At 68.7% G+C, this 12,249-nt stretch carries 10 protein-coding genes and 3 pseudogenes; 5 read left to right on the top strand and 8 right to left on the bottom strand.

Annotation, left to right across the window (positions count from 1 at the left end):
- Positions 1-3: 3 nt before the first annotated feature.
- A complete protein-coding gene (locus ACFV7R_RS45785; protein ID WP_385276374.1) occupies positions 4-870 on the bottom strand; it encodes a TetR/AcrR family transcriptional regulator in 867 nt (288 codons plus the stop codon).
- A 122-nt stretch (positions 871-992) separates the two neighbouring features.
- Here ACFV7R_RS45785 and ACFV7R_RS45780 point away from each other — a divergent pair.
- The 4 genes and pseudogenes from ACFV7R_RS45780 to ACFV7R_RS45765 form a co-directional block, all read left to right on the top strand.
- Positions 993-1,085 (top strand): annotated as a pseudogene (locus ACFV7R_RS45780) (oxidoreductase); the annotation flags it as partial.
- A gap of 85 nt (positions 1,086-1,170) precedes the next feature.
- Positions 1,171-1,730 (top strand): annotated as a pseudogene (locus ACFV7R_RS45775) (SDR family NAD(P)-dependent oxidoreductase).
- Positions 1,731-1,913: 183 nt separating this feature from the next.
- A complete protein-coding gene (gene gndA, locus ACFV7R_RS45770) occupies positions 1,914-3,353 on the top strand; it encodes an NADP-dependent phosphogluconate dehydrogenase (protein WP_385276371.1) in 1,440 nt (479 codons plus the stop codon).
- 115 nt (positions 3,354-3,468) lie between these two features.
- Positions 3,469-4,224, top strand: coding sequence for a calcium-binding protein (locus ACFV7R_RS45765; RefSeq protein WP_385276368.1), 756 nt, complete (start codon positions 3,469-3,471; stop codon positions 4,222-4,224).
- A gap of 505 nt (positions 4,225-4,729) precedes the next feature.
- Here ACFV7R_RS45765 and ACFV7R_RS45760 read toward each other — a convergent pair.
- From ACFV7R_RS45760 to ACFV7R_RS45730, 7 genes are all read right to left on the bottom strand, one after another.
- The gene (locus tag ACFV7R_RS45760; RefSeq protein ID WP_385276365.1) at positions 4,730-5,134 is read right to left on the bottom strand and encodes a hypothetical protein; all 405 of its coding nucleotides are present in this window, start codon (positions 5,132-5,134) and stop codon (positions 4,730-4,732) included.
- A 120-nt stretch (positions 5,135-5,254) separates the two neighbouring features.
- On the bottom strand, positions 5,255-5,827 hold the full coding sequence (locus ACFV7R_RS45755; protein WP_385276363.1) for a hypothetical protein: 573 nt from the start codon (positions 5,825-5,827) through the stop codon (positions 5,255-5,257).
- A complete protein-coding gene (locus tag ACFV7R_RS45750; RefSeq protein ID WP_385276360.1) occupies positions 5,827-8,346 on the bottom strand; it encodes a DnaB-like helicase C-terminal domain-containing protein in 2,520 nt (839 codons plus the stop codon). The genes ACFV7R_RS45755 and ACFV7R_RS45750 overlap by 1 nt, the downstream gene beginning before the upstream one ends.
- 246 nt (positions 8,347-8,592) lie before the next feature.
- Complete coding sequence (locus ACFV7R_RS45745; RefSeq protein ID WP_385276358.1) at positions 8,593-8,985, bottom strand: hypothetical protein; 393 nt, start codon at positions 8,983-8,985, stop codon at positions 8,593-8,595.
- A 29-nt stretch (positions 8,986-9,014) separates the two neighbouring features.
- A complete protein-coding gene (locus ACFV7R_RS45740) occupies positions 9,015-9,191 on the bottom strand; it encodes a hypothetical protein (protein ID WP_385276356.1) in 177 nt (58 codons plus the stop codon).
- Between the two features lie 846 nt (positions 9,192-10,037).
- The gene (locus ACFV7R_RS45735) at positions 10,038-10,499 is read right to left on the bottom strand and encodes a hypothetical protein (protein ID WP_385276354.1); all 462 of its coding nucleotides are present in this window, start codon (positions 10,497-10,499) and stop codon (positions 10,038-10,040) included.
- On the bottom strand, positions 10,480-11,085 hold the full coding sequence (locus tag ACFV7R_RS45730; protein WP_385276353.1) for a hypothetical protein: 606 nt from the start codon (positions 11,083-11,085) through the stop codon (positions 10,480-10,482). Before ACFV7R_RS45730 ends, ACFV7R_RS45735 begins: the two co-directional genes overlap by 20 nt.
- A 266-nt stretch (positions 11,086-11,351) precedes the next feature.
- Here ACFV7R_RS45730 and ACFV7R_RS45725 point away from each other — a divergent pair.
- Positions 11,352-12,055: pseudogene (locus ACFV7R_RS45725) on the top strand (IS5 family transposase); the annotation flags it as partial.
- Positions 12,056-12,249: the final 194 nt, after the last annotated feature.

Raw genomic sequence — 12,249 nt, 5'->3', positions numbered from 1 at the left:
CAGTCAGGCCCCCACCATCCGCGTACCGCATAACACCGGCATACCGCAGGGATCACCCAACGTCACCACCCGAACGCAAACCGAAAAGGTCAGTAGTGGCAAAAAGGGACGCATAGTGCCCGGCGTGAGGTGCCTCAGGAGCTCACCAGAAGTTCTGGCCCCCGCCCGGCCCGCGCCTCTTCTTCGCGCCGCATTCGGGACGGCGCCATGGCGCGCACGAAACGGCATGTCAGGCCGATAGGGAGGGGTTCGCGAGATGTAGACGGGCGGGCGGCGGATGCGGCAGGGGCGGGCGCTGGGGTTACGAAGCCCGTCAAAGGCGAGTGCCAGATAGCGACGCCAGACCTGTGGCTCCCGGTCCAGTAGGGGTAGCGCTGTCTGGTGGATTCCGCCGAGCAGCAGCACCATGTCCGTGCCCATGACGTCGCCGCGGACGGCACCCTGCTCCTTCGCGCGGGCCGTGAGGTCCTCGATGATGCCGCGGAGGCGATCGATCGCGTCCCGTACCTCCGCGTGCTGCAACGAGGGCCGTCCGATCAATTCGCAGAACGCGCGGTCGGCGGCGAGCACCTCGACACCGGTGGTCATGAACTCCCATAGCGCCGCGCCGGCGTCATCGGCCTCCAGGAGGCGGTCCGCTGTACCGATGAGCTGATCGAGCAGCTGCAACATGATCGCCGCGAGCAGATCGTCCTTCGACGCGAAGTGCCGGAACACGGTGCCCTTGGCGACACCGGCCCGCTGGGCGATCTCGCTCATCGACACGTCCACCCCGCATTCGGCGAACGCCTCAGTCGCCGCCGCGAGCAGCAGACGCCGGCTGCGGATCATGTCTGCCCTCGAGCCGGGAGTGTCCGTTCCCTTGGTCATGCCACCTCCTGTGAGCTGAGCCCTAACACCAAACATGACCGACCGGTCACTTTCGTTCAGCCGGCACCTCATCTGCCGTCCTGGCCTGTTCGAGCCCGACGGCACCGCCTCCCGGAGGAGACATGAGCACCACCCTTGACATCCAGGTCGCCTTGGTCGCCGGCGTTTCCTCAGGCATCGGCCAGGCGACGGCACTCGCCCTGTCCAAGGCGGGAGCCAAAGTGGCCGTCGGTGCCCGCAGGGCCGACCGACTGGAATCACTGGCGCAGGACGCTCCCGGCGAGATGCTGCCCCTCGGACATGGACGTCACCGACCACCGGTCGGTGCAGGACGCCGTCGCGGCGGCCGTCGAGCGCTTCGGGGCACTCGACATCGTGGTGAACAACGCGGGCGTCATGCTCAGTGGCGCCATTCTGGGCGCGGACACCACGGAGCGGACACGCATGATCGACACCAATCTGCTGGGGTCGATGTACACGGTCCACGCGGCGCTGCCTCATCTGTTCGAGTCCAAGGGGGCCGTGGTGCAGATCTCCTCCACCTCCGGGCGCACGGCATCTGCGGCGAGCGGGTGTACGCGGCCACCAAGTTCGGCATCAACGCCTTCTCGGAGGCGTTGCGGCAGGAGGTCACCGCGCAGGGCGTGCGCGTCGTCGTCATCGAGGCCGGGTTCGTCTCGACCGAGCTGACCAGCCACATCACCGATCCGGCCATACAGGCAGCGGCCAAGAACATGGCCGAGTCCATGCGGACCCTCCAGCCCCAGGACATAGCCGCCGCCGTCGTCTACGCGGTCACCCAGCCCGCGCATGTCGCCGTGAACGAGATCCTGGTGCGCCCGACCGACCAGACCCGCTGATGCCAAGGTGCCGGCCCGCCACCGGGCCGGCATCCATCAGGCGAGGACGCACTTTGAACCCGTCAGAGCCCGCGAAGCACTCGCCAAGCGCCCGCCGATAACAGAACGGGTGCCACAGTGTCACACCTTTCATCTGATACATTGTTCGATGTGCAACGAACATCAAACAAGAAAGGCGAGACCATGCAGGCAACCGCGCACATCGGCGTCACCGGGCTCGGGGTGATGGGCCGCAACCTGGCCCGTAACTTTGCCCGGAACGGCTACACTGTCGCCGTTCACAACCGCACCACGTTCCGCACCCAGGCACTCATCGAGGAGTTCGGCCACGAGGGATCCTTCCTCCCGGCTCCTACCGCCGAAGAGTTCGTCGCCTCGCTCCAGCGGCCCCGACGACTGATGATCATGGTCCAGGCCGGTACAGCCACCGACGCCGTCATCGACGAGTTCGCTCCCCTGCTGGAACCGGGAGACCTGATCATCGATGGCGGCAATGCCCACTTCGGTGACACCCGCCGCCGCGAGGCGGCCCTGCGCCACCGTGGCATTCACTTCGTCGGGGTCGGCATCTCCGGCGGTGAGGAAGGCGCCCTCAACGGCCCGTCGATCATGGTCGGCGGAGCGGTGGAAGCGTACGCCGTCATCGGCCCGATGCTCGAGGACATCAGCGCGCAGGTCGACGGCGAGCCGTGCTGCACCCACATCGGCAGTGACGGCGCCGGGCACTTCGTGAAGATGGTGCACAACGGCATCGAGTACGCCGACATGCAGCTTCTCGCCGAGGCCTACCAACTGCTCCGTCAGGTCGCCGGATACGGCCCCTCGGAGATCGCGGACATCTACCGCACCTGGAACCAAGGACGGCTCGGCTCTTACCTGGTTGAGACCACCGCGGAAGTCCTCGCCCACACTGACGCCTACACCGGCGCGCCGTTCGTCGACATGGTCGCCGATGCCGCGGGACAGAAGGGCACCGGCCGCTGGACCGTGCAGACCGCGCTGGACCTGGGCGCACCGGTCACCGCGATCGCCGAGGCCACCTTCGCCCGCGCCGCGTCCGGGCGCCACAGCCTCCGCGACGCCTACCGCGGCCTGCCTGGAGGAACCACTCCACCGCTCAGCCGCACCGAGGCCGCGCGGTTCGCGTCCCAGGTGGAGCACGCCCTCTACGCGTCGAAGCTCATCGCCTACGACCAGGGGTGGGCGATGATCCGGAGTGCGGCGGACGAGTACGGCTGGGACATCGATCTCGCCGCCGTCGCCCGGATCTGGCGGGCCGGCTGCATCATACGGGCCGCCTTCCTCGACCGGGTCCGCGCCGCCTATTCGGCCGACCCGGACATGAGCAGCCTCCTGACCGAGAAGGACTTCGCCAAGGAGATCGTCCACGCGCAGGTGCCCTGGCGGGAGATCGTCGCCTCCGCCGCGCGTCGAGGCATCCCCGTCCCGGCCTTCGCCGCTGCGCTCACCTCATACGACACACTGCGCGCCGACCGTCTGCCGACGTCTCTCATCCAAGGGCAGCGCGACTACTTCGGCGCCCACACCTACGAACGCATCGACCGTCCCGGCAGGTTCCACACCCACTGGATGGAACCCGACCGGCCCGAAACGCAGATGTAGTCGTACTCGGCCCCGGGGTACCTCCCGTGCCCCGACGCTCACCCCCCGCGCCGAGGCGTCACCTGTCAATGCCCGGCGCGGCACCGGGCACGGTGTGTTCCATCTGGAGGGTTTCATGGGCAAGCGTGCCGCCGCGACTCTGGTCGCCTCACTTACGATTACGTGCCTCGGCGCTTCAACGGCCATAGCGGAAACTCGCCTGGGCGACACGCAGATCGTGTCCGCGTCGGTCAATGGCGGCAAAGCCCTGGTCATCGGAACCGCCGCGCAGGCGTCCTTCTCCGCAACGGTCACCGCAAGTGATTCCGAGGGCATCGACTACATCGACGCCTGGCTGTACCGGGGACCCAGCACCGCTCCAACAGGAGCCTTGGCAGCCACAACCGACCCCAGGTGCACAGCGGTCGACGCAACCACCACACGATGCACCTTCGGGTTCGTCATGGGCGAAGGCTGGCTCCAGAACGCCGACGCCGGCACCTGGCGCCTCCACGTCAACGCAACCGCGCTGGACGGCGACTATCACCGCACGGCAGCGGCTTCCGTCAACGTCCAGCGAGCCTCGAAGTTGACGGCTAACGCAGCACCTGAGCCTGTAACTAAGGGCAAACCGATCACCGTCACGGGCGCACTGAGCCAGGTCAGCTGGAACGATTCCCAGTACTACCGCTACGCCACTCAGCCGGTGCGCCTGCAGTTTCGCACACCGAGCGGAACCTACAGCACCGTCAAGACGGTGACCGCCAGCTCCACCGGCTACCTGAAGACCACCGTCACCGCCACCCGGGACGGATACTGGCGCTACAGCTACGCTGGCAACACCACCACCGCAGCAGGCAACGCACCAGGCGACTACCTCGACGTACGGTAACAAGCAGCACCGAGTGCCGGACTCCGGTCATCGCGCTGGACATCGTCGTTTGCCGAGCCGCTGGCGCCGGTGAAGACCACGGCTCCACTGATGACCGCGGGGATTCCCGGTGAGTTTGCCCAGGACATCTCATCCGGGCGGCCGAGGGCACACGCACACTGCGGGGTGCACCGTCCCCGCCGCCCGGGCCTTCATCCGCTGGTACCGCGACACCGACCGCGGCCCGAACGCTCCCCCAGCTGTTCGAGGACTGGGAGACCGAGACCATGCACGCCCACGGCTGGGCCCGAGCTCCTCAGCTCCCGCCTCCCGACAGCCCGGCTCCCCCGCCCGGCCTCACACCGCGCGGACGAGGCTGAACACGACGCCGCTTCTCAGGCGTTCCTGCCGGGGAGGACGGTGAGCACGCTTGCGTCCCACTGGGTCCAGCTGTCGGGCCCAGTGGTGCGGCCCGCGACGGCGGACGACGAGGTCGAGATTCCCCTGGTGTTTCCAGGACTGAATGTCAGTCATTGCCCCGCCCTCCTTCCACCGAATTGGAAGCGTCAGGGCTGTCCGCAGGTCCGGTCTGCCCAGCGGCTTGGCGACGGTTGTGAATGATCTCGCCGAACTTCATCAGCGCGTTCGTGGTGAGCGCTCGTCCGCGCTGTCGGTACACGCTGTCGGCGGTGGAGACCAGCGTGTCGGTCGCGGCCTTGACGCCGCCGTCCCAGCCCTCGCCGTATGCCTCGCCCCGCGCGCCGGGGGCCATGGCGAACTTCTCTTCGACCCAGCAATGGCCCCCGGCGACGGCGCCGGCCTCGACGGCGCACACCAGCTCGTCAGCTTCGTCCGGGTTCAGCCCGGCGGCTGCCAGGACCGCGAAGATTCGCATCCGGGCGTTGACCGCCATCGTCTGGTAGTCGCCCATCCGCTGGCGCGGGTCGGCACTGAGCTCGGGTGCCGACGCAGCGGGTTGCCGGGGAGGTGCATCGCCCGCCGTCCTTTCTCCTCCAAATTGGCCATGTGCGGATGCCTTTTCGTGCGTGCTCTACCTGAGTTCGACGGAGTACGAGCCCCCGTCGAACGTCCATCCGTCGGTGCCTTCGCCGATGTCCTGCACGATGACGTCGTCGATGAAGTGGTCCTCGAACTCGTCGTCGGTGAGCTCGCCGGCCACCCAGAGTTCCTCGATCGCGTCCCAGTCGCCCCGGCTCCCGTCGATCCGCAGGGGCGCGGCGTCCCGTGTTCCGCGCTCGCGCCGGTCGCTACCGGTGGTGACCCAGCCGCTGATCTCGAAGTCGCCGTTCTTGACGTGGTCGGGGATCGGGTCGGCGGGGACGATGGCGACGTTCTCGTAGGCGGTGTGGATGAGGTCGCGGTAGCTGCGGCGGACGTTGTACTCGGGGTCGGACAGCCAGTTGAGCAGTGTTTTGACGGTTACGTCGAGGCCGGCCTCTTCCAGGGCCTGGTGGCCGCGGTGGGTCGCGGTGAGCTGGCTGAGCTGGGCGTGCCAGTGCTTGGCGTTATACGAGGACAGCCGGTGGCGGGGGGTGACCTGGGAGCGCAGGAGGTCGTTGAGGGCGGCGCCCAGGGAGCCGCCGCGGCCGGTGGGGCCGGCCATCAGTCGTCACCCTCGGGGATGATCTCGCCGGGCTGGATGAACTTGGCCTTCACTTCGCCGAAGCCGGTCCCGATCCGGTACGTGGCGGGCGGCGTGCCGTCAGGCGTCCAGAAGACGGCCGCGTCGACGTTGCGCAGCGCGAGGAGCGTGTGCCCTTCCTGGACCGCCTTGAAGGCCGTGGTCCAGTGGCGGACGGACGCCTCGGCCACCATGCTCATGCGCCAGTCCGGCCTCCAGAACGGGGACTTCTGTTCCTTGCGCTTGGGCCACAGCAGACGCAGCGCGATGGACAGCCGCGTCTTGTACGCCTTGTACGGCTCACCGCCGGCCTGGACGAGCTCGGTACGCGCTTTCCGGGCCGCTTCGTAGAAGGGCTTGAACAGGGACTCGTTGGCCTTCCCCGTCCAGGAGTCGTGGATGGCCGGCATCGCGGCGAGGTGGCCGTCGCGGACGAGCTTCTCCAGCTGTTTGATGTGCGGGGTGGTGACCCACACGCGGCCCTGGTCGTCGGGCCGCTCGATGATCCGCCCCAGCGGGTGCGGCATGTCCGTACGGTTCCACTCCGGGATGTCGATGAGGTAGATACCAGCACTGGCCTTGTCGAACGCCTCAAGGGGTCCGGTGTGCAGCAGCTTGTTGGGGGCCAGAGGGACGGCCGAACACGCGGACGGATAGCTGCCGTTACGGTCGATCAGGCACAGCACCCCCTCACCGAAAGCGTCGGGCACATCGAGCTGGTCTCGCCGGACACGCTTCCCGTTCTCCCGGATGTAGGGCACCCGTGTGCTGGTGACGTCGGGATGGACCCAGCGCGGTTCGCCGTCCATGTGCTCACTGATCAGCGGCCACGGACCGCTTTCCCGCTCCTCGATACGGATGACCCTGATCGGGTGCATCTTCGATCGGCCGACCGCATCCTTGAGGAGCTTCAGCGCGGGGAAGGGCGCGCCTTCCGGCTCGTCCTCCTCGTCCCCGGGCTGAAGTTCCTCTTCTGCTTCTGTGTCGTCTTCGTCGTCCAGGAGGTGTCCGCTGTCCGCGGCGGACTGGCCAGCGGCAGACTGCCCGGCGGTGCCGGCCAACACGGCGGTGTTGTAGGCGTTCAGCGCGGCGGCGAGGCGGCGGCCCTCGACGTCGTCCGGCAGCGGCTGCGGCACCGCAGCCGCCTGCGCGAGGGACGGCCCAAGTTCGGCAAGGGCGTCCTGGTCACTGTTGGCCAGCGCGGTGCGCAGCGCGGCCAGTACATGCGTGACGGAGGCCGACAGGCCCTTGCGGGCGCCGGATGTGTAGGGAAGCGCGGCTTCGGCCAACTCCCGCTCTACGGCGCTGCCCAGACTCCGCGCGGGTCCTTCGCCGCGCGTCCGGTCGACGGGGGCGGCAGGGGCGTCGAGGAAACGGGCGTGCAGCAGATCGGGGCGCAGGTACGCCGAGCCGATCGCGCCGAAGTCGCGTTCCGCGACCGTCACCTGGACCTTGGCAGGGTCGTCGGTCGGCGCGAGCGTCAACAGGATGTCGGCGTCCAGGAGACCCAGGAGAGTGGGATCGGCGCTGTCCACGATGGCGAGCACCGGTACGTGCAGGGTGCGCGCGAGAGAGGCAAGGACCTGGGAGGCGCCCGGGAGACGGTCACCCGACAGGGGAAGCCGGGCGTTGTGGGCGGCCTGGAGCCGGTCCACGACCACCAGGGCCAGGTCCTGAACGTACGGGGCGGTCTCCGCGATCGCCTCGGCAGTCAGGTCGCTGCCGTCGTCGATCAGCAATGGCGCCTGGACCAACTCCTGGGCGACCTGCTGCTCATGCGCGGTGAGGCGGCCCTGCTTCAGGCGCGGGTAGTCGCCCCCGGTCTCCGCGGAGATGATCCGGCGCATGATGTCGGCCTGGTTCGGCCCCGACGCCGCATACAGGACCCGGTGGTGGTCGACGAGCGCGGCCTGCCGTGCGGCAGCCAGCCCCAGCAGGCTTCCGCCGACGTTCGGGGCGGCCGCCACCAGCGTCAGCCGACCCGGCTGCAGACCACCGGTTGCGGCGTCCAGGCCGGGCAGCCCGAACGTGGGGCCGCCGGCCGGGCCGGAGGCGAGCACGGCACCGATGGCGTCGCCCAGCGTGGCGAGCCTGCGCGGTGCACTGTCGCTGTCCTGATCGTGTGGGCTGTTCACCGCACCTCCTGCGGGCACCGCGCCAGTGTGCGCGGTCGTGTCAGACGAGGGGGCACCTGAAGGGGTGTCGACGGGAAGCAGCACCGCGACCGGGGTACGGCTGCGCCGGAGCACCTGCGGCTGGCCCTGAGCTGCCAGCGTGATGAGTTCACCGAAGTCCTTCTGCGCCGCACTCAGCGCGTGGGACGGGAACGCGTCGGCCTTCCGGGCGGCCGGAAGCCGGTCGAGCGGCGCCAGCAGAGCACGCTCCCGGTGCTTGTGGATCAGCGTGGTACGCCCTTCCAGCTCGGCGCGCTTCACCAGGGCGAAGAGCTCTGTACGGGCTTCGGTCGCGTTCATCGCGGCCTCTTCGTGCGGCTGACTCACTCACCCTCCTAGAACATTCAACTCCCCATCATCATAACAGAATCCACTCATTTTTTGATTGAAATCACACCTCTCTCTGCGGGATTCACTCACTCGTGACGCTCTTTAGTGTGAGTTGACGCTTGAGGCATTCGCGTGGGCGCCGACGAGCAGCCGCACGAGAAGGCGAGGGCCGGGGCCATCACCCGGCCCCGGCCCTCGCTCACTCCGTCCGCAGACGCTTCCCATCTCGCCGAACAGGCAGGCTCAGCTGCCCGCTGCCGACTCCTGCTCTTCGGGCGCCTCCTTGTACGCGACGTGTCCGATCGCAGAGTGGGCCTTGCTCAAGTTGCCGTGCAGGTCGCCCGCGAGGTCCCGCGCCCTGCCGGACGACAGGGCGAAGCGCTCGAGCACCTCGTCGAGCGGCTCGCCCCGGTAATCGGACATCAGGCGCCCGCTGTCGTGGAGGCCCTGCACGGAGGTTCCGACGAGGTCGAGGGCGGTCCTCATCTCCCCGGCGGCACGAGTGAGGTAGCTGTAGATGCGGTACGCCTCCAGCGGGTACTCAATCCCGCGGGCCTGAAGGGCGGCGACGAGTTCGACGAGGGAGCGGGTCACGCCCTCCGCGAACTGCTCAAGGTTCTCAGTGTTCTCGCTCATGCGGGTCCCGGTCTCCTTACGAGGTGTGGTCAAAATCGGTCGGTGAAGTGGCACAGGGCGTGTACGGACGGCATGAGGGACGGGCCGGCCGACACTCCGGCCAGGAGCAGCAGGCCGTCCAGCAGGGCCGATCCCCTCGGGCGGGCGGTCTCCAGCCGCGTGGCGGACACCGGCTTCAGCACCGGGGCGCGCCGCAGCCGGAGCATGGGCGGTGAGGTCCGCCAAGCCCCTCTGGCCGCGCATCAGGCCGAGGTGCTTGGGCCCGTAATGCGTCCACAGCTCCAGCGCGGCCTCCAGAAGCGCTGCGCGGTCCGCTCGGGACATCCTCTCCACCGTGACCGCCAACAGATGAGCGTCGCCTGCGTGCTGGCGAGCATGCAGGACGAGCAAATAGAAGACCCGGAGGGGCTTGGTGGCGGGACTTTCCGCGTCCGGCTCGTGGGTCACGTGCAGGTTGTAGACGGATCCGGCTGTCACCGCGAGCGCGATCGGGGCCTCGTCGTCGAGGAGCTTCGCCGCGAGGGACTCCTGGCACGGTGCGCACCGCTCGACGCAGGCGCCGATCAGCGCGGACGCGGTCCGCATGTCCGGCGTGGTCTCCGCTCCCCACCGGCTGGGGTCGGCCGGCTGGAGGTCCTTGCTCGACGGGCCACTGTCGTGCCGATGGAGGGTTCCGGCGTTGGCGGCGGCGTACGCGGAGCCCCGCCTCCGGCTGTTGTTCCTCGCCCGGCTCCTGCGGCCGTGGCTCTTGGTCATACCGCTCTCGCATTTCCCGCGCCCGGCCCCATGACCCGATGCGCGCGGTGAAGAGCAGCATGCGGAAGGCTCAACGGCCGTGTGACCGCCAGAAGTTGATGTACACCTCGCACTGATGCTGCACAGACCGGGCCCTCGAGTGAGGGTCCGCGGGCACCTTTGCCGTGGTGCGCCCCGGTCATGGGCCAGGGTGCGGGCTTGGGCCGATGCGTCGGCCGCTGCCCGCACCCTACCGCTCCGTTACCGGCACCGGAACCGGTGGCCAAAGGAGCACCGCGGGGGTCCCCTGGGCTGTTTCAGCACAGGGTGCCGGGCGGGTGCTTCACCACCGTCTCGTGCTGCGGGTCCCAGACCCATATCCACGATTCTCGCCAGAGGCGGGGCAGCTCGTGGACCAGCTCGGCGTACGGGCTGGCCTCTTCCCCGGTCACTGGGTCCCCGGTGGTCCTGTCCACCCATCTGGCCTCGACGAGCGACGGCCGCCAGTTGATGTCGCCCACGAGGACGGCCTGCACGCTTGCGATGCCGGCGGTCCCCCGGGGCCGGGGCAGCCGCCACTCGCGTTCGTGCATCCAGGTCGAGCCCGTTGCCGTACGAACGCTCCAGTGCTCAAGTCCGGCCTGCTGGAACTGCTCGTACACAGAGTCCGGGACGTAGGCGACGGAGCCTCCGCCGAAGCTGAGGATCGTGGAGCGGTGGGTGACGATGCCCCAGGGGGAGCACTTGCCGATGCCGATCTCATGCCCCGGTCGTCGCACGGCGGCCGCGACGGCGGAGGCGGGCCCACCTGGACGGCGTCGGCTCAAGAGCGGCCCGTACGGCGTTCTCGAAGGCGGCCAGGGCCGTCTCGACGCGAGTTGTGTCCTCGGCTTCCGCAAGGGCGGCGGCCGTCAGTGCGTTGGTGGCGGCCGCCACGTTCTCGTCCTGGTGGCGGAGCAGGGGGGCGGCGGCCGTTGCCAGCCGAAGCAGTGGTTCGCGCACGGTAGCGATGTGCTCCTTGCTGGCCCGGCGGTCGCCGGCCAGCGTCTCCGCGGCGTTCCCGAGGCCAGCCGTGAGGGCGAGACGGTCGGAGGCGCCGAGTGCTTGTGCGCGTGCGACGCCGCCGGCGTACGACAGGAGGGCGAGGAGGAAGGAGCGGCCGCGTTCTGCGGGGCCCTCCCACAAGATGCGGTTGGTGGCTGCGGCCTGCCGGAGGTCGATGACTGCCACGGTCAGGGCGTCGGCCTGAGCCCGGAGGGTTGCCTTCTCCGCTTCGCGGTCGGCTCGGTCGCGGGAGAGGTTGGCGAGCCGCCAGGCCAGGAAGGCGACCGTCGCGTTGACCAAGAGGTCGATGAGCTTTTCCACCAAGGCAGTGTCCCGGTGGCCGGCCGCTGTCCAGCGGCTGTTACTAAATCGGGGCCGAGGGGCCGTCAAGTCCGTTCAATCTCGGTCCTGTTGCGCTGTGTGACATGTCGTTGGCGGCTTCGGTGAGCTGCCCGTCACGCCTGGCAGCGTACGGGACCCACCGGGTGCAGGGCGTGCAGTCGGGGCGGACTAGGGCGCGTATCGAGTCGTGATCAATTTGCGGGATGTGCCTTCGTGGCACGGTCCGGTCCGATAGACGGTCTTACGTGACGCGAGTGCAACTGACCGATCCGGATTGGGAGTTCATCGAGCCGTACCTGCCGATCGGCGAGTACGGCCCGTACCCCGAGCGACTGCGGCAGCAGTTCGAGGGCGTGATCTGGCGGTTCAAGACGGGCGGGCAGTGGCGGGAGATGCCGACGGAGTTCGGCGCCTGGTCGACCGTCCACAACCGCTTCCGGCAGTGGCGTGACGCCGGCGTCTTCGAGGCCCTGCTGGAGGGCCTGATCACGGAAGCCGCGAAGCGGGGTGAGGTGGACCTGTCCCTGGTCAGCATCGACTCCACCACCGCCCGAGCCCACCACGACGCGGCCGGGATGCACCTCGACGAGGACGTCGTCACCGCCCTGGAGAAAGCCGCGGCCGAGGAGGAGAAGGCCAGGTCAAAGGGGGCGGCCTCGAAGAGCAAAACGGGCAAGAGACCGAAAGTGATCCCGCGCTGGAAGAACGACGACGCATCCGGCGTCGGCGGAAACTCCGGCTGAAGGCCGCCCTCCTCGGACGTTCCAGAGGCGGGCAGACCAGCAAGGTCCACCTCGCCGCCGACCGCAAGTGCCGCCCGCTGGCGTTCATCCTGACCACAGGCCAGGCAGCGGACAGCCCGCAGTTCATCCCCGCCCTGAAGAAGGTACGGGTACGCGGGCCCGTCGGCCGACCCCGCATCCGGCCGGACGCGGTCGCCGGGGACAAGACACCCCATGCAGCTATTGGTCAAGCAGCTGCTGCCCGCGGGGACAGTACTGGCGGGGCGAAGGCGATCGTTTCGTCGAATCTCTGACGGGTGGCCAGACAGTGGTAGAGCTGGCCGAGCATGCGGTTGAACAGGTGGCGGAGGGCCGCGTAGTAGCGGTCGCCGTGGTCCCTTCGACGGTTGTAGTGAGCGTA

This window comes from Streptomyces sp. NPDC059866, assembly GCF_042731325.1.
Classification (GTDB): domain Bacteria; phylum Actinomycetota; class Actinomycetes; order Streptomycetales; family Streptomycetaceae; genus Streptomyces; species Streptomyces flavusporus.
The sequence above is the reverse complement of the archived record's forward strand: the minus strand, read 5'-3'. Positions and strand labels throughout refer to the sequence as shown.